This is a genomic window from Pseudomonas sp. FSL R10-1339, from assembly GCF_009600545.1.
In the GTDB taxonomy this organism is placed as follows: domain Bacteria; phylum Pseudomonadota; class Gammaproteobacteria; order Pseudomonadales; family Pseudomonadaceae; genus Aquipseudomonas; species Aquipseudomonas bubulae.
Map to the genome: position 1 here is coordinate 1 of NZ_WIVQ01000065.1, position 16,704 is coordinate 16,704.

A 16,704-nucleotide genomic window follows, 5' to 3' on the forward strand; every position below is an offset into this window, starting at 1 on the left:
CCGGTGCGCACCACACCCATTGCCAGCCGTGGCGGCCCTGTGCCAACCCCGGCGGCGGCTGCACCCAAGCGCAAGGCTTACAAGCTGGTGGCTATCGGCACCTCAACCGGTGGGCCGGTGGCCTTGCAACGGGTACTGACTCAGTTACCGGGCAATTTCCCGGCGCCGATCGTGCTTGTGCAGCATATGCCGGCCGCGTTCACCAAAGCGTTTGCCGAGCGGCTGGACAAGCTTTGCCGCATCAGTGTCAAGGAAGCCGAGGACGGCGATATCCTGCGCCCCGGTCTGGCCTTGCTGGCACCTGGCGGCAAGCAAATGATGATCGACGGCCGTGGCGCCGTACGCATCCTGCCGGGCGATGAGCGCCTCAACTACAAACCGTGCGTGGATATCACCTTCGGCTCGGCGGCCAAATCCTTTGGTGACAAAGTTTTGGCGGTGGTATTGACCGGCATGGGCGCGGACGGCCGCGAAGGCGCGCGCATGCTCAAACAGGGCGGCAGCCAGGTATGGGCCCAGGACGAAGCCAGTTGCGTGATTTACGGCATGCCCATGGCCATCATCAAAGCCGGCCTGGCCGATGCGGTGTACAGCCTCGAGGACATTGGCCGGCACCTGGCCGAGGCTTGCCACTGATGGACGTGCTCAGCCTGATTGGCATCATCATGGCGTTTGTCGCGATTATCGGCGGCAACTACCTGGAGGGTGGCCATCTGGGCGCTCTGGCCAATGGCCCGGCGGCGTTGATCGTGCTGGGCGGCACTGTGGGCGCGGCATTGCTGCAGTCGCCCATGAGTGCGTTCAAACGGGCAATGCAGACCGTGGTGTGGATTCTGTTTCCGCCGCGTATCGACATGACGGGCGGTATCGACCGTGTCGTCAACTGGAGCCTTACGGCCCGCAAGGAAGGCTTGCTCGGCCTGGAAGGCATGGCCGATACCGAGCCCGACAGCTATTCGCGCAAGGGCCTGCAATTGCTGGTCGACGGAGTAGAGCCGGAAACCATTCGCAGCGTGCTGGAAGTCGACTACATGACCCAGGAAAGCCGCGATATCGAGGCCGCCAAGGTGTTTGAGAGCATGGGCGGTTACGCCCCGACCATCGGCATTATTGGCGCGGTCATGGGCTTGATCCACGTTATGGGCAACCTGGCCGATCCAGGGCAACTGGGCAGTGGCATTGCGGTGGCGTTTGTCGCGACCATTTATGGGGTGGCCAGCGCCAACCTGGTGTTGCTGCCCATTGCCAGCAAGCTCAAGGCCATTGCCATGCGCCAGTCGCTGTACCGCGAGATGTTGCTCGAAGGCATCCTGTCGATTGCCGAGGGCGAGAACCCGCGCTCCATTGAACTCAAACTTCAAGGCTTTACAGGTTAACTATGAGCCGGCGCCGTCGCCACGCGGATGAACACGTCAATCACGAACGCTGGCTTGTGTCCTACGCGGACTTCATCACCTTGCTGTTTGCCTTTTTCGTCGTCATGTACTCGATTTCTTCAATCAATGAGGGCAAGTACCGAGTGATTTCCCAGGCGCTGGTCGGTGTGTTCAATGACACCGAGCGCAGCATCAAGCCGGTGCCCATCGGTGAAGAGCGTCCGCTGACCACCCAGCCTGCCGAACCCTTGATAAAAGACAGCGAAAATACTGACGCCGGTTTGGGGCAGCGCCCCGATGACCCGCTCAAGACCATTGCCAATGACATCACCCATGCCTTTGGTGATTTGATCGCGTCCAAACAATTGACGGTGCGCGGCAATGAGCTGTGGGTCGAGATCGAACTCAACTCCAGCCTGCTGTTCAGCAGCGGTGATGCGATGCCCAGCAATGCAGCTTTCGAGATCATCGACAAAGTGGCCGCAGTACTCAAACCCTTTGAAAACCCGATACATGTCGAAGGGTTTACTGACGACCTGCCGATCCGGACCGCGCAGTACCCGACCAACTGGGAACTGTCATCGGCGCGCTCGGCAAGCATCGTGCGCATGCTCGCCATGCAGGGGGTCAGCCCCGGGCGCATGGCCTCGGTGGGCTACGGCGAGTTTCAGCCGGTGGCCAACAACGCTACGCCAGAGGGGCGCGCGCTCAATCGCCGGGTAGTGCTGGTGGTGTCGCGCAACCTTGAGGTACGCCGCAGCCTGACTGGCACGGGCAGCGCCCATGCAACACCGGATGCCGCCTTGAAGCGGGCTGGCACACAAACTGCACCGCCACAGACACAGCCACTGGTTCGCGGGAATGCCGTCAATTCCCCGTCGCCAACCCTATAAATCTCGGCCGGCACGCATGCAGCCGGGAGGAACAACTGAATGAGAGTCTGGGCAGTAGCCAATCAAAAAGGTGGGGTCGGCAAGACCACCACATCCATCGCCCTGGCCGGTTTGCTGGCAGAGGCGGGCAAGCGCGTGGTGGTGGTCGATCTTGACCCACACGGCTCCATGACCAGCTACTTCGGTTATGACCCCGATGGTCTGGAACACAGTGTCTACGACCTGTTTCTGCATCAGGGCCAGGTGCCTGAGGGCCTGGCCGCGCAATTGCTGTTGCCCACCAGCCACGAGAAAATTTCCTTGCTGCCGGCCACCACGGCCCTGGCGACCCTCGAGCGTCAGGCTCCGGGGCAAAGCGGCCTGGGCCTTGTGATTGCCCGCAGCCTGGCGCAACTGTGGCAGGACTATGACTACGCGATCATCGACAGCCCGCCGATTCTGGGTGTGTTGATGGTCAACGCGCTGGCGGCCAGCCAGCAGTTGATCATCCCGGTGCAAACCGAGCATCTGGCGCTCAAGGGCCTGGAGCGCATGGTGCATACCCTGCGCATGATCAACCGCTCGCGCCCCCAGGAGCTGCCGTTCTGTATCGTGCCGACGTTGTTCGACCGGCGTACCCAGGCGTCGATGAGTACCTTGCGAGTATTGCGCGATGTGTACCCCGAGACCCTGTGGCAGGGTTTTATCCCGGTCGATACTCGTTTGCGCGATGCCAGCCGTGCCGGGCAGACGCCTTCGCAGTTCGATGAGAAAACCCGTGGAGTGATCGCCTACCGTGCGTTGCTCAAGCACGTCCTCACCCGCCAGCTTGCACCGCAGGTGGCGTGAAGTGGGCGGGCATTCAAGTATCGGTCGGGTCTGGCCGATAACGACTACAGGTCTCTGTCGCGAGGCTGATGAGTGGGGCACTTTATGACGCAGCCAGTAGCACTTTCCAACCGCTCGCAAGTGGCCTTGCAGTCGTACCTCGACGACTTGCTGTTTGATGCAACCCAGGCGCTGGAAGCGGCTGAACCCGCACCCGCGCAGCCGGAGGCGGAACCTGCCGCCGCGCAACCCATTGAAGCGCCGTTGGCGATGCCTGTGGAGCTGTCTGAGGTCGGTGTGCCTGCCGAGGCGCTGGCCCATCCGCTGGTTGAAGTCCATCGGCCCAGTGCCCCCGGGGCGCATTTGCCGGTTCCCGATGATGGTCGCCCGGCCTGGGCTGCCGAACCTTTCGAGTGCCTGCTGTTCGACGTGGCGGGGTTGACCCTGGCGGTGCCATTGGTGTGCCTGGGCTCGATCTACTCACTGGCCGGGCGTGAACTCACTCCGCTGTTTGGCCAGCCAGACTGGTTTCTGGGGATCCTGCCCAGCCAGAGCGGCAAGCTCAACGTGCTCGATACCGCGCGCTGGGTGATGCCTGAACGCTATCGCGACGACCTGCGCGAAGGCCTGCAATATGTCATTTCGGTACAGGGTTACGAATGGGGGCTGGCGGTGCATCAGGTCAGCCGTTCGTTGCGCCTGCACCCCAATGAAATCAAATGGCGTTCACAGCGCGGGCAACGGCCGTGGCTGGCGGGCACTGTGATTGAACACATGTGCGCATTGCTGGATGTGGAGCAACTGGCGGCATTGATCGCCAAGGGCAAGTCATAACAATAATCGTGGTCGATTCACCTGCGAGGGCGGATCGCCAGTTATCAGAATCGAGCAGTATTTCAGTCAGGGGTTTGGGGTATGAAACAGTCAGCGGCACAGGGTTCTGAAGATCCGATCCTGCAATGGGTTACCTTCAAACTGGACAACGAAACCTATGGCATCAATGTGATGCAGGTGCAGGAAGTGCTGCGTTACACCGAAATCGCCCCGGTACCGGGTGCGCCTTCCTACGTGTTGGGTATTATCAACCTGCGCGGCAACGTAGTAACGGTCATAGACACGCGTCAGCGTTTTGGTCTGTACAACGCCGAAATCACCGATAACTCGCGCATCGTCATCATCGAAGCCGACAAGCAAGTGGTTGGGATTCTGGTCGATAGCGTGGCAGAGGTGGTGTATCTGCGTCAGTCCGAAATCGAAACGGCGCCTAACGTGGGCAATGACGAATCGGCCAAGTTTATCCAGGGTGTGTGCAACAATAACGGCGAACTGCTGATTCTGGTTGAACTGGACAAAATGATGACCGAGGAAGAATGGTCGGATCTGGAGAACATCTGATTGATCCTTGAGGCGGCGGTAATCGTCCTGGGCCTGTTATGGGCCGTGACCCTGTGGCTGTTTGTCAGCCACGTGCGCCGTCAGCGGGTGCTTGTGGCGCAACAGGCTGCGGCCGATGAACAGCGAGACCGGCGCCTTCGGGAACTGGCGCGGCGCCTGGATACCTACCAGAACGGCAATGTGCAGATGGGCGAAGCCTTGCACGAATTGCGCGCCGTGGTTGCGCCGCTGCCCGAGAAGCTGACTCAGCTTGAGCAGCGTGACCCTACCAGCCTGTCGTTCAACCAGGCGGCGCGGCTGGTGAGCATGGGTGCCAGTGTTGATGAGCTGACCCAGGCATGCGGCCTGACCCAGGCTGAGGCCGAACTGATGAGCAAAATGTACAAGGGTTGAGTTGCGTGACTGACCGTAGCCGCTGAGGAGCGCAGCGAGGCTGCGCCCCTCAACGGCTACAAATGACTGCCTGCAGTCTCCAACAGCGCCCCCTGCAATACGTCTACCATCCGCAACCTTGGCCCCTGGGCATGGCTGAGCAGCACAATTTCTCGGTCATAGCGCTCATCCCCGACCGGCTCCAGCACACAACTGCCGGTCCAGCGCTCAATTCCCGACCAGCATGGCACCAGACTCACCCCAAGGCCCTGTGCCGTGAGCAGGGCGATGGTTTCCAGTGCATCCAGATCGAGCAGGGCAGCGGGTGACAGGCTGTGATCCTGCAAATACTGCAGGGCATGGCGGCCGCCCCAGGCATCGGGGTCATACTGAATGTACGGGCAGTGTTGCAGGCGGGCGTCGATGCCTTGCGTGGAGGGTTCATTGGAAATAAACAGCAAAGGCTCCTTGCGCAGCACCACCACCTCGAAGGTTTTGCTCAGTGCAAAGGGCGGTGCGACCACTATCGCGGCATCCAGCTCATTGGCCTCCAGCGCCTGATACAGCGCGCGCGATGTGCCGGGCACTATGACCGGTTTCAGTTGCGGGGTTGAGCGGGTCAAGGCGCGCAAGGCCTGTGGCAGAAGCCCCGTGAGCACGGTTGAAATGGCGCCGATGCGCAAGGGGCCGGTCAGGCCCTGGCTATCGGCATCACCTGCCAGCAGCGCCACTTCATTGACGATGGCACGTGCCCGGGGCAGTAAATCCAGGCAGGCCAGGCTGGGTTTGGCCTCATGCCCGATGCGCACCAGAAGCTCCAGCCCGAGCTGGCGCTCAAGGGCCAGAATGCGCTGGCTGACGGCGGCGGCAGTGAGGTTTTCCAGGCGTGCTGCCCTGGCAATCGAGCCGCAATCCACCACGGCGATCAGGCTTTTGAGGTAGCGCGTATCCATAAGAATTTCTTTCTTTCACGGATAAAATAACAGGTTAGTTCTATTGAAGACGGCAATGCATCATTGGCGCAAGGGCCATCTGGCCTGTTCCGGTTTCAGGAGGTCACTGTGCAATCGCTTTTTCATTTCGCCTATCACGTTCACGACCTGGTCTCGGCGCGACGCTTTTATTGCGACGTGCTGGGCTGTGCTGAGGGCCGCAGCACGGAGAGCTGGGTAGATATCGACTTTTTCGGCCATCAGTTGTCGTTGCATCTGGGCGAGCCGTTTTCCGTTAGCAATACCGGGAAAGTCGGCGAGCACCGGGTGCCCATGCCACATTTTGGCGTGGTACTGGCCATGCCCGACTGGCACGCTCTCAAAGAACGCCTTCTGAGCCGTGACGTGCAGTTTGTACTGGAGCCGACCCTGCGCTTTGCCGGGACAGCGGGGGAGCAGGCGACGATGTTTTTCCTCGACCCCTCGGGCAATCCCATTGAGATCAAGGGTTTTGCCGATTGGGCAGCGGTGTATGCCGTGTAACGCAGCCATAATCCGAGGTTAAACATCACATGAGCTTTCTCGACACTGCAGATGCCTGCGCGATCGCCGAACACGTACGCAAGGCGCTGCTTGGCCCCGGGCAGGTGGCTGAGCATTTTCTGGCGCAAAGCAATGCCCGCGAACCTGCAATCCAGGCGTTTGCCGCGCTCGATGCGCAGTGCGTACGTAAACAGGCGCAGTGCCTGGGCAGCCCGCAGATCAATGGTTTATTGGCCGGTGTGCCGGTGGGGGTCAAGGACATCATTGATACCGGCGACCATCCGACAGCATTTTACTCGCCGATCTACGCCCACAACCGGCCCTCGCGGGATGCCCATGTGGTTGCGCTGCTGCGTCAGGCCGGGGCGGTGATCATGGGTAAAACCCATACCACTGAATTTGCCTATATGCACACGGGGCCGACGCGTAATCCCCATGACCTGCAGAGGACGCCGGGCAGCTCCAGTGCCGGCTCTGCTGCGGGCATGGCCGCGGGTTTTTTCCCCCTTGCCCTGGGCACGCAAACGGCGGGCTCGCTGCTTAAGCCTGCATCCTATTGCGGGTTATATGCCTTCAAGCCGTCCCATGGGCTGGTTTCCCTGGAAGGGGTCAAGCCCCTGGCGCCGAGCTTCGACACCCTGGGCTGGTATGGCCGTTCGGTTCGTGACCTGGCGCTGCTCGCCCGGGTACTGGTGCCCGGCTTGCCGCAAACGAACGGGGAGAATGGCGCCCGTTCATTCGGGTTTTGTCGTACGTCGCGTTGGGATCAGATCGATCCTCCGGTGGCTAAGGCCCTGCTGGCAGCTATGGAACAATTGAAAACCGCAGGCCACAGCGTCACCGAGGTGATATTGGAGGACGAGTTTGCCAGTGTTTTCGATGATCATCAGTTGATCAATGACTGCGAGGGTGCCCGTTCAATGAGCAAGGAGTGGCAATCGAACCCCGAGCAACTGAGCCCGCAAGTGCTGGCCATGATTGATAGGGCGCGGGCCACCAGTTGGCAGCAGGAAACGGCAGCGAAGGCTCGGCTGGCGGCGTTGGCGCCGGTGTTGAAGGAGCATTTCGAAGCCTTTGACGCGATGCTGGGTGCCACCTGCGGCATGGTTGCGCCACTGGGGTTGCTGAGCACCGGGCCATCAGACTTCTGCAAGTTCTGGATGGCATTCGGCCTGCCCCAGCTCAATATTCCGATGCCCCGGGCGTCGGGGGAGCTGCCAGTGGGGCTGCAACTGATTGGCGGGTTTCGCCAGGACAGCAGGCTGCTCGAAGCGGCGCAGCAGGTGGATAGCGCCCTGCGCTCAACGCCCGGTCTGTAGCAGCTGCCGAAGGCGATAGAGCGTTCAACGGGGAGTGATGTCGCGTTCCTCCGGCTCAGTCTGGGCGGCAAAACCCTCTGGGAATTTACCTTTAAGCTGCCAGGCAAAGGCAATGATCTCTGCCAGTGTGCGGTACAGCTCTTGCGGGATGCTGTCACCCAATTCCATGCGCGCCAGTAATTTGACCAGCTCGGCATTTTCATAAATCGGCACTTCGTGTTCACGGGCCAGCGCCAGGATGGCTTCGGCCAGTTCGTCATCGCCCTTGGCGGTGAGGGTAGGGGCCTGTTTGCCGTCGTATTTGAGGGCAATCGCCTGGCGCGGTTCTGCAGGTGTATTCATGCGGTTTCATCGACCCAGCGTTGTTCCAGACGGGTATGGCCACTTTGCGGCGGGATGCCTTGATGGCAATCCAGATCGGTCACGCTCAACCCGGCTTCACTCAGGCGCTGACGCAAGTTGCCCAGCTGACTTTCGATCAGGCGGGCGGTGTATGCCTGTTCGGCCCAGAGCTGGCCCGACAGGTTGCCCCGCAACAGCTGCGCCTGCACATGCAGCGGGCCCAGGGGGGCGAGGTCGAAGGCCAGCTCCACGCGCCATAGTTGATCCTTGATCTCCCGGGATTCGGTTTTGTCTTGCGCTTGTTTTTCCGGCGGATCTTCACGCTGGAACTTGACCTGCAAAGGTACGATGTCGTGAGCATTGCGCATGGGGATTTCCAGTTGCCAGGTGGTCAGTACACCACCCTCGGCCGTGCGCCCACTCTGTTCCAGGCTGGACAGCTGATGGCTTTGCAGCCGCGAGACAGCTGCTGCTGCCAGTTTCAGCAAGTTCTCCAGGCTGTCTTCACCTTCACCGTTCTGCAGCAAGCGCTGGGGCAAGGGGAAGCCGCCGGGCTGTGGTTTGGCGCTGACCTGGCCGAGCATGCCCAGGGCATTACGCACAAAAGTCGGCAAGGCCTGGGCCTGGGTGCTGGCAGCCATGCCGGGGTTGAAACTGGTGCTTGACGGCAGACCGGGCAGGATCTGCGCAATAAGGCGCAGCAAGGTAGCTTTCATGTCAGGGGCCTGTGCCGGGGTTTGCCCGGTCAGCAGTCGGGCCTCCAGAAATGCCCCGCTGTTGAGCAGGGCATCACCCAGGCCTTTGGCGTTGCTCAGTTGGTAGGGCGTAGGCAAACCGGCTAATAGTTTGTCGATGGATGCACGCAGCTCAGCAGGCATGTCGGCTGTGGCCGGCAGTTTTTGCAGGGCGTTGAAAAGGCCCTCCAACGAGCCTTGCCGGCTCTGTTGTGTTGCCAGTTGTTGCGCCACAGCCAGTTGTTCCTGGCGCCCGCTCAGCGGCACAAACTCGAGGCTCTGCGGGCCGTCCACACGGGCGCTAAGCAAGCTGCCGATACGCAAGGGCAGCGGGCTGTCCAGGGTCAGGGTCGTGCCGCTCAGTGCGCTGTTGAGCAAGGTCACCAGTGACCGATAAACCGTCGGTTGCCCTGCGGGCTGCGCCAGGGCCTGAGTGGTCAGTACCTTGCCTTGCAGCAGCGTGCCCACTGGCAACTGTCGGGTATCGAGGCGGGTGAGAGTGGCGACGCTGCTGCTCAGGGCCTGTTGCAGGCTGATCGCAAGGTTTCCCGCAGAAGGCTGGGTCACGGCCAGTTGGGTGCCCAGCGGCAAGGGAAAATTGCTGCTGGCCTGCACGTTGGTTTCGCGGCCACTGGCCAGGGTCAACTTGAGCAAAAGCTGGAAGCTCAGATCGTTTTGCTTGAGTGACAGCACCTCGGCCTGGGCACTTTGGCCGGGCTTTATCAGGCCCTCTGCGGGCTGCAGCAACTTGAGCACTTCACCGCCCACAAGCCCCTGACGCACACTGCTGGGGGCGGATTGTGGGATGGGTGGAATATTCATGTCGCCTTTCATCGTAACAACCTGTCGAAATTGCCCTCTTTAGCGTAGGACATGGCATGTATAATGCCGCCCCGTCGTTCAGAGCGCCTAAAAAACATAACAATTGTTTGATCCAGCTCTCTGAATCAGGCCGCAAATGCATTTATCCTGCATCATTTTAACGGCCATGCCTGCGCCGACTTGAACCGTGAAGGCCTCAATTACGTGACCAGCCCTCTTTTAGAAGCCGTAGCGCTCGCTTGTGAGCGTGACTGGCGGATGCTGTTCGAACACCTCGAATTGCGTCTGAGCAGCGGCGACATGCTGCAAATCAGCGGCCCCAACGGCAGCGGCAAAACCAGCCTGCTGCGCTTGTTGGCGGGCCTGATGCAGCCAACGGCTGGCGAAGTACGGCTTAACGGTATGGCCCTGAGCGCCCAACGTCATGAATTGACCAGCAACTTGCTGTGGATCGGCCATGCGGCGGGGATCAAGGATTTGCTCACGGCCGAAGAAAACCTCAGTTGGCTGTGCGCCTTGCATCGCCCGGCAACCCGTGATGCCATCTGGGCTGCGTTGCACGAGGTCGGCTTGCAGGGCTTTGAGGATGTGCCGTGCCACACCTTGTCGGCAGGGCAGCAGCGCCGTGTGGCGCTGGCCCGCCTGTATCTGGACAGCCCGCCGTTGTGGATTCTCGACGAGCCGTTTACCGCGCTCGATAAACAGGGCGTGGCGCAACTCGAAGAACACCTGGCCCGCCACTGCGAAAGCGGCGGCATGGTGGTGCTCACCACGCACCATACCTTGACCCGGATGCCGGCCGGTTACCGCAATATCGACCTGGGGCAGTGGGCTGTATGAGTGTGTTTGCCGTATTGGTGGCGCGCGAAGCGCGTTTGCTGTTCCGTCGCCCGGCCGAATTGGCCAACCCGTTGGTGTTCTTCGCGATTGTCATCGCAATGTTTCCGCTGGCCGTTGGCCCGGAGACGAAATTGTTGCAAACCTTGTCTCCAGGGCTGCTGTGGGTCGCGGCCCTTTTAGCGGTTTTGCTCTCGCTGGACGGGCTTTTCCGCAGTGATTTCGAGGACGGATCGCTTGAGCAGTGGGTCCTTTCGTCGCACCCCCTGCCTCTACTGGTACTGGCCAAGGTGCTGGCACACTGGGCGTTTTCCGGTCTGGCGCTGGTGATCCTGTCACCCCTGCTGGCCCTGATGCTCGGGCTGCCGGTGGCGTGCCTGCCGGTGTTGCTGATGTCGTTGCTGCTGGGGACGCCAGTGTTGAGCCTGCTTGGTGCCGTGGGCGCTGCCCTGACCGTGGGCCTCAAGCGCGGCGGCTTGCTGCTGGCGCTGCTGATTTTGCCTTTATATATCCCGGTATTGATCCTTGGTAGTGGCGCCCTGCAGGCGGCATTGCAAGGCATGCCTGCAACCGGTTATTTGCTGTGGCTTGGTAGCCTGACCGCCCTGGCTGTAACCCTGACACCTTTTGCAATAGCTGCCGGCCTGAAAATCAGCGTCGGCGAATAATGAGGTCTGGCCTGCGTGGGCCAGTAAAGACCCTGGCTGGCATGACAGCACACCTGTCGTGACCGGCACCGTGATGGAAGCAGCGTGATGAACTGGACTTGGTTTCACAAACTCGGCTCGCCCAAATGGTTCTATGCCATCAGTGGGCGGCTGTTGCCGTGGTTAAGCATTGCCGCCGTGTTGCTGATCACCTGCGGGGTGGTCTGGGGCCTGGCCTTTGCACCGCCGGACTACCAGCAGGGCAACAGCTTCCGCATCATCTATATCCATGTTCCTGCGGCCATGCTGGCGCAATCCTGCTACGTGATGCTGGCGGTGTGCGGTGTGGTAGGGCTGGTGTGGAAGATGAAAATCGCCGACGTGGCCCTGCAATCCGCCGCACCCATTGGCGCCTGGATGACAGCCGTGGCGCTGGTCACCGGTGCGGTGTGGGGCAAGCCGACCTGGGGCTCGTGGTGGGTCTGGGATGCGCGTCTGACCTCGATGCTGATTCTGCTGTTTCTGTACTTCGGCCTGATTGCCCTGGGCAACGCCATCACCAATCGCGACAGTGCGGCCAAGGCCTGCGCGGTGCTGGCGATTGTGGGCGTGATCAATATTCCGATCATCAAGTACTCGGTGGAGTGGTGGAACACCCTGCACCAGGGCGCGACCTTCACCCTGACCGAAAAACCGGCCATGCCCATGGAAATGTGGATGCCGCTGTTGCTCACGGTGCTGGGCTTTTATTGCTTCTTTGGCGCGGTGCTGCTGTTGCGCATGCGTCTTGAGGTGCTCAAGCGCGAGGCCCGCAGCACCTGGGTCAAGGCTGAGGTGTTGAAGGCTCTGGAGGGTGCGCGATGAGTTTTGCTTCTTTTGGCGACTTTCTCGCCATGGGCCATCACGGGGTATATGTCTGGTCGGCCTATGGCATTTGCCTGGCGGTGCTGGGGTTGAACGTGGCACTGCCAATCATGGCGCGCCGGCGTTATCTGCAACAAGAGGCGCGTCGTTTGCGTCGGGAGAATTCGAAGTGAATCCGCTGCGCAAAAAACGCTTGATCATCATCCTGGCGATTCTGGTAGGGGTCGGCGCTGCCGTGGCCCTGGCCCTGAGCGCCTTGCAGCAGAACATCAACCTGTTTTACACCCCGACCCAGATCGCCAATGGCGAAGCGCCATTGGATACCCGGATCCGTGCCGGCGGCATGGTCGAAGACGGTTCGCTCAAGCGTTCAGGTGACTCGCTGGACGTGCAGTTTGTGGTCACCGATTTCAACAAGTCGGTGACCATCCAGTATCGCGGCATCCTCCCGGACTTGTTCCGTGAAGGGCAGGGCATCGTCGCGCTGGGCAAGCTCAATGCCCAGGGTGTGGTGGTGGCTGATGAAGTGCTGGCCAAACACGACGAAAAATACATGCCGCCCGAAGTGACCAAGGCGCTGAACGAAAGTGGCCAATCCGCGCCTGTGCCTGCAAGTGAGGGTAAGTACTGATGTCTGGACTCTATATTCCCGAATTGGGCCATCTGGCCATGATTCTGGCCCTGTGCTTTGCCATTGTGCAGGCCATCGTGCCGCTGCTGGGCGCCTGGCGCGGCGACAAATTGTGGATGAGCCTGGCGCAACCCGCTGCCTGGGGGCAATTTGCCTTCTTGTTGTTCTCCTTTGCCTGCCTGACCTATGCCTTTATGGCCGATGACTTTTCGGTGGCGTACGTAGCCAGCAACTCAAACAGCGCGCTGCCCTGGTATTTCAAGTTCAGCGCGGTGTGGGGTGCCCACGAAGGCTCGCTGCTGTTGTGGGCGATGATCCTCGGTGGCTGGACCTTTGCCGTGTCGATCTTCTCGCGGCAGCTGCCACAAGTGATGCTGGCGCGTGTGCTGGCTATCATGGGCATGATCAGTGTCGGCTTCCTGCTGTTTTTGATCCTGACCTCAGATCCTTTCGTGCGCTTGCTGCCGCAGATTCCTTCGGATGGCAACGACCTTAACCCGCTACTGCAGGACATTGGCCTGATTGTTCACCCGCCAATGCTGTACATGGGCTATGTCGGTTTCTCCGTGGCTTTTGCCTTTGCCATTGCTGCCTTGCTCGGCGGTCGGCTGGACGCAGCCTGGGCGCGCTGGTCGCGTCCATGGACCATCGTGGCATGGGCCTTCCTCGGCATCGGCATCACCCTGGGTTCATGGTGGGCTTATTACGAGCTTGGCTGGGGCGGCTGGTGGTTCTGGGATCCGGTAGAAAATGCTTCGTTCATGCCATGGTTGGTGGGTACGGCGCTGATTCACTCGCTGGCCGTGACCGAAAAACGTGGTGTGTTCAAGAGCTGGACAGTACTGCTGGCGATAGCTGCGTTTTCCCTGAGCCTGCTGGGTACGTTCCTGGTGCGTTCCGGCGTGTTGACCTCGGTGCATGCGTTCGCTTCCGACCCAGAGCGCGGCGTATTCATCCTGATCTTCCTGCTGTTTGTGGTCGGCGGTTCGCTGACCCTGTTTGCCCTGCGTGCGCCAGTGGTGAAAAGCCATGTCAGCTTCAAGCTGTGGTCCCGTGAGACCCTGCTGTTGGGCAACAACCTGATCCTGGTGGTGGCCGCGTCGATGATTCTGCTCGGCACCCTGTACCCACTGATTCTGGATGCCATCAGTGGCGCCAAGATGTCGGTGGGCCCGCCGTACTTCAATGCCCTGTTTATCCCGCTCATGGCTTTGCTGATGGTGGTGATGGCCGTCGGTGTGCTGGTGCGCTGGAAAGACACTCCGGTCAAATGGTTGTTGGGCATGCTCACCTCCGTACTGCTGGGCAGCGCCGCGCTGTCGGCAATTGCCGGAGTGGCCTATGGCGACTTCAACTGGGCGGTGCTGACCACCTTTATGCTGGCGGCCTGGGTGCTGCTGGCCGGGGTGCGTGACATCGGTGACAAAACCCGTCACAAGGGCTTGATCAAAGGCGTGCGCAGCCTGACCCGCAGCTACTGGGGCATGCAGATTGCCCACCTGGGTATCGCCGTGTGTGCGCTGGGGGTGGTGTTGTCGAGCCAGCACAGTGCCGAGCGCGACTTGCGCCTGGCACCGGGCGAGCCGATGGAGCTTGGCGGTTATCACTTTATTTTTGAAGGCGCCAAGCACTTCCAGGGTCCGAACTTTACGTCTGACAAAGGCACCGTGCGTGTCATCCGCAATGGCAAGGAAGTCAGCGTACTGCACCCGGAAAAACGCCTCTACACGGTGCAGAACTCGATGATGACCGAAGCCGGGATCGACGCCGGTTTCACCCGTGACCTCTATGTTGCTCTGGGTGAGCCCCTGGACAACGGCGCCTGGGCTGTGCGGGTGCATGTGAAACCGTTTGTGCGCTGGATCTGGTTTGGCGGTCTGCTCACAGGCTTTGGTGGATTGCTGGCAGCGATGGATCGTCGCTACCGGGTCAAGGTGAAAAGCCGCGTGCGTGAAGCATTGGGCATGACAGGAGCCACGGCATGAGACGTTGGTTGATGCTGGTCCCGCTGGCCGTTTTTCTCGGTATGGCGTGGTTTCTCTACCGGGGCTTGTATCTGGACCCGACCGAGCTGCCGTCGGCGATGATCGACAAGCCGTTCCCGGCCTTCAGCCTGCCTTCGGTGGAGGGGGACAAAACCCTCACCGAAGCTGACCTCAAGGGCAAGCCTGCGCTGGTCAACGTGTGGGCCACCTGGTGCATTTCATGCCGGGTCGAGCACCCGGTGCTGACCAAACTGGCCGATCAGGGTGTACTGATCTACGGCGTGAACTACAAAGACGTCAACGAAGATGCGAAGAAGTGGCTTAAGGATTTCCACAACCCTTATCAGCTGGACATCAACGACGCAGACGGCTCCCTGGGCCTGAATCTGGGCGTGTACGGCGCTCCTGAGACATTCCTGATCGACAGCAAGGGCATCATCCGCCACAAGTTTGTCGGCGTGATCGACGAGACCGTGTGGCGTGAGCAGCTTGCGGGTAAATATCAGGCACTGGTTGACGAGGCCAAACCATGAAGCGCTGGCTAGCCGCCGTGGTTTTCGGTTTGACCCTGACCGGGGTTGCCCATGCCGCCATCGATACCTACGAGTTTGCCAACGACGCCGAGCGCGACCGTTTTCGTGAGCTGACCAAGGAACTGCGCTGCCCCAAGTGTCAGAACCAGGACATCGCCGACTCCAACGCCCCTATTGCCACCGACCTGCGCCGCGAGATCTATCGCATGCTCGGTGAAGGCAAGGACAACCAGCAGATCCTCGATTTCATGGTCGCCCGCTACGGCGATTTCGTGCTCTATAAACCGGCCCTGACCCGCAAGACCGCAGTGCTCTGGTTTGGCCCGCTGGCCCTGCTGGTGGGCGGTCTGGTGGTGATTGGCGTCATCGTCGGGCGCCGTCGACGTACAGAGCAGACCGAAGGTTCGGACACACTTTCTGCCGAGGAGCGCAAGCGCCTCGACACTTTGCTGGATAAAACCAAAGATGATTGATTTCTGGCTCGCAGCAGGCTTGCTGCTACTGATAGCCCTCAGCTTTTTATTGATCCCGGTATTGCGCGGGCGCCGTGCCCAGCGCGAAGAAGACCGTACCGCTTTGAACGTTGCCTTGTATCAAGAGCGGGTGGCCGAGTTGCAAGCCCAGCGCGAAGAGGGCGTGTTGACCGCTGAACAGTTCGAAACCGGCCGCGCCGAAGCGGCCCGCGAATTGCTCGCGGACACCGAAGGTGTGGCGCCGGGGCGGGTGTCCAGTCTGGGCAAGGCCATTCCGTTGTTGGCCGCAGTGCTGGTGCCGGTGCTGGGCTTGAGCCTGTACCTGCATTTTGGTTCCAGCGACAAGGTCGAATTGACCCGCGAGTTCTCCCAGCCGCCGCAATCCCTTGAAGAAATGGTCGCGCGCCTTGAGCGTGCCGCGGCTGCGCAACCTGACTCGGCCGAAGGCCTGTACTTCCTGGGCCGTGCCTATATGGCACAAAACCGTCCTGCGGATGCGGCCAGGGTGTTCGAACGCGCGGCCAACCTGGCCGGTCGTCAGCCCGAGTTGCTGGGCCAGTGGGCACAGGCGCAGTACTTTGCCGACGATAAAAAGTGGAGCGACAAAATCCAGGCGCTGACCGATGAAGCCTTGAAGGCCGACCCGAAGGAAGTCACCAGCCTGGGCCTGCTGGGCATCGCCGCCTTCGAGGACCAGCGCTTTGAACAGGCCATTGGCTACTGGCAACGGTTGATGACCGAACTGCCCGAAGGCGACGCCTCCCGCGCGGCGCTGGAAGGCGGTATTGCCAAGGCCCGTGAGCAACTGCAGGCCCGCGGCGGCAAGGTTGAAACTGCACCTGTGGCCAAGGCGATGGCCTCGATCAAGGTCAACGTGGATCTGGCCGATGCGGTCAAGGCCAGCGCCTTGCCGGGTGATAGCGTGTTTATCTTTGCCCGTGCGGTCTCCGGCCCGCCGGCACCGTTGGCGGTCAAGCGCGTGACTGTGGCGGACCTGCCGATCACGGTTGAGCTGGGCGATGTCGACGCAATGATGCCGCAATTGAAACTGTCCAACTTTCCTGAAGTCCAATTAATGGCACGCATCTCCCGTGCTGGCCAGCCAACAGCAGGCGAGTGGGTAGGGCGCATCCAGCCGCTGTCCAGCAGCACTCGGGAGCTGCAACAACTGACCATCGACAGCCCGGATAAATAAATGC

At 60.7% G+C, this 16,704-nt stretch carries 21 protein-coding genes; 18 read left to right on the forward strand and 3 right to left on the reverse strand.

What is annotated here, in order from left to right; genetic code table 11:
- The 7 genes from cheB to GHO03_RS17135 form a co-directional block, all read left to right on the forward strand.
- Positions 1-636, forward strand: a 636-nt coding sequence (gene cheB, locus GHO03_RS17105; RefSeq protein WP_153400238.1) for a chemotaxis-specific protein-glutamate methyltransferase CheB, incomplete at its 5' end; no start/stop codon positions are given.
- Positions 636-1,376 (forward strand): flagellar motor protein, encoded by a 741-nt coding sequence (locus GHO03_RS17110; RefSeq protein ID WP_095002088.1) that lies wholly within the window; start codon positions 636-638, stop codon positions 1,374-1,376. The genes cheB and GHO03_RS17110, both read left to right, overlap by 1 nt.
- Positions 1,377-1,378: 2 nt before the next feature.
- Positions 1,379-2,269, forward strand: a complete 891-nt coding sequence (gene motD, locus GHO03_RS17115) for a flagellar motor protein MotD (RefSeq protein ID WP_153400239.1) — start codon at positions 1,379-1,381, stop codon at positions 2,267-2,269.
- Between the two features lie 39 nt (positions 2,270-2,308).
- Complete coding sequence (locus tag GHO03_RS17120) at positions 2,309-3,097, forward strand: ParA family protein (protein WP_095002086.1); 789 nt, start codon at positions 2,309-2,311, stop codon at positions 3,095-3,097.
- A gap of 84 nt (positions 3,098-3,181) precedes the next feature.
- Positions 3,182-3,910 carry a CheW domain-containing protein gene (locus tag GHO03_RS17125; protein ID WP_095024383.1) on the forward strand — a complete coding sequence of 243 codons (729 nt, stop codon included), beginning with the start codon at positions 3,182-3,184 and terminating at the stop codon, positions 3,908-3,910.
- An 81-nt stretch (positions 3,911-3,991) separates the two neighbouring features.
- Positions 3,992-4,471 carry a chemotaxis protein CheW gene (locus GHO03_RS17130; protein WP_153400240.1) on the forward strand — a complete coding sequence of 160 codons (480 nt, stop codon included), beginning with the start codon at positions 3,992-3,994 and terminating at the stop codon, positions 4,469-4,471.
- Positions 4,472-4,864 carry a DUF2802 domain-containing protein gene (locus tag GHO03_RS17135; protein ID WP_095002084.1) on the forward strand — a complete coding sequence of 131 codons (393 nt, stop codon included), beginning with the start codon at positions 4,472-4,474 and terminating at the stop codon, positions 4,862-4,864.
- Positions 4,865-4,920: 56 nt separating this feature from the next.
- Here GHO03_RS17135 and GHO03_RS17140 read toward each other — a convergent pair whose 3' ends face one another.
- Complete coding sequence (locus GHO03_RS17140; protein WP_095027136.1) at positions 4,921-5,796, reverse strand: LysR substrate-binding domain-containing protein; 876 nt, start codon at positions 5,794-5,796, stop codon at positions 4,921-4,923.
- 108 nt (positions 5,797-5,904) lie between these two features.
- Here GHO03_RS17140 and GHO03_RS17145 point away from each other — a divergent pair, with 108 nt between their 5' ends.
- Positions 5,905-6,318 carry a VOC family protein gene (locus GHO03_RS17145; RefSeq protein WP_095002082.1) on the forward strand — a complete coding sequence of 138 codons (414 nt, stop codon included), beginning with the start codon at positions 5,905-5,907 and terminating at the stop codon, positions 6,316-6,318.
- A 29-nt stretch (positions 6,319-6,347) separates the two neighbouring features.
- Positions 6,348-7,637: an amidase gene (locus GHO03_RS17150; RefSeq protein WP_153400241.1), complete on the forward strand. Its 1,290-nt coding sequence runs from the start codon at positions 6,348-6,350 to the stop codon at positions 7,635-7,637.
- A 24-nt stretch (positions 7,638-7,661) separates the two neighbouring features.
- Here the strand turns inward: GHO03_RS17150 and GHO03_RS17155 are convergent, their stop codons facing one another.
- Both GHO03_RS17155 and GHO03_RS17160 read right to left on the reverse strand, forming a co-directional pair.
- A complete protein-coding gene (locus tag GHO03_RS17155) occupies positions 7,662-7,979 on the reverse strand; it encodes an EscU/YscU/HrcU family type III secretion system export apparatus switch protein (RefSeq protein WP_153400242.1) in 318 nt (105 codons plus the stop codon).
- Positions 7,976-9,547 (reverse strand): flagellar hook-length control protein FliK, encoded by a 1,572-nt coding sequence (locus GHO03_RS17160; RefSeq protein ID WP_095018894.1) that lies wholly within the window; start codon positions 9,545-9,547, stop codon positions 7,976-7,978. The genes GHO03_RS17155 and GHO03_RS17160 overlap by 4 nt, the downstream gene beginning before the upstream one ends.
- 192 nt (positions 9,548-9,739) lie before the next feature.
- On the opposite strand from GHO03_RS17160, the gene ccmA reads away from it, so the two are divergent.
- The 9 genes from ccmA (at position 9,740) to ccmI (ending at position 16,700) form a co-directional block, all read left to right on the forward strand.
- Complete coding sequence (ccmA, locus tag GHO03_RS17165) at positions 9,740-10,375, forward strand: cytochrome c biogenesis heme-transporting ATPase CcmA (protein WP_178102667.1); 636 nt, start codon at positions 9,740-9,742, stop codon at positions 10,373-10,375.
- Positions 10,372-11,040: a heme exporter protein CcmB gene (ccmB, locus tag GHO03_RS17170; RefSeq protein ID WP_016781529.1), complete on the forward strand. Its 669-nt coding sequence runs from the start codon at positions 10,372-10,374 to the stop codon at positions 11,038-11,040. The genes ccmA and ccmB overlap by 4 nt, the downstream gene beginning before the upstream one ends.
- An 84-nt stretch (positions 11,041-11,124) precedes the next feature.
- Positions 11,125-11,883: a heme ABC transporter permease gene (locus tag GHO03_RS17175; RefSeq protein WP_178102668.1), complete on the forward strand. Its 759-nt coding sequence runs from the start codon at positions 11,125-11,127 to the stop codon at positions 11,881-11,883.
- Positions 11,880-12,056, forward strand: a complete 177-nt coding sequence (gene ccmD, locus GHO03_RS17180) for a heme exporter protein CcmD (RefSeq protein ID WP_016781528.1) — start codon at positions 11,880-11,882, stop codon at positions 12,054-12,056. The genes GHO03_RS17175 and ccmD overlap by 4 nt, the downstream gene beginning before the upstream one ends.
- Positions 12,053-12,514 (forward strand): cytochrome c maturation protein CcmE, encoded by a 462-nt coding sequence (gene ccmE, locus GHO03_RS17185; RefSeq protein ID WP_016781527.1) that lies wholly within the window; start codon positions 12,053-12,055, stop codon positions 12,512-12,514. The genes ccmD and ccmE overlap by 4 nt, the downstream gene beginning before the upstream one ends.
- A complete protein-coding gene (locus GHO03_RS17190; protein ID WP_178110325.1) occupies positions 12,514-14,499 on the forward strand; it encodes a heme lyase CcmF/NrfE family subunit in 1,986 nt (661 codons plus the stop codon). Before ccmE ends, GHO03_RS17190 begins: the two co-directional genes overlap by 1 nt.
- A complete protein-coding gene (locus GHO03_RS17195; RefSeq protein WP_088377708.1) occupies positions 14,496-15,032 on the forward strand; it encodes a DsbE family thiol:disulfide interchange protein in 537 nt (178 codons plus the stop codon). The genes GHO03_RS17190 and GHO03_RS17195 overlap by 4 nt, the downstream gene beginning before the upstream one ends.
- Positions 15,029-15,505 carry a cytochrome c-type biogenesis protein gene (locus tag GHO03_RS17200; RefSeq protein ID WP_095002076.1) on the forward strand — a complete coding sequence of 159 codons (477 nt, stop codon included), beginning with the start codon at positions 15,029-15,031 and terminating at the stop codon, positions 15,503-15,505. The genes GHO03_RS17195 and GHO03_RS17200 overlap by 4 nt, the downstream gene beginning before the upstream one ends.
- Entirely contained in the window at positions 15,498-16,700 is a 1,203-nt protein-coding gene (gene ccmI, locus GHO03_RS17205) for a c-type cytochrome biogenesis protein CcmI (protein WP_133143728.1), read from the forward strand. The genes GHO03_RS17200 and ccmI overlap by 8 nt, the downstream gene beginning before the upstream one ends.
- The last annotated feature ends 4 nt before the right edge of the window (positions 16,701-16,704 follow it).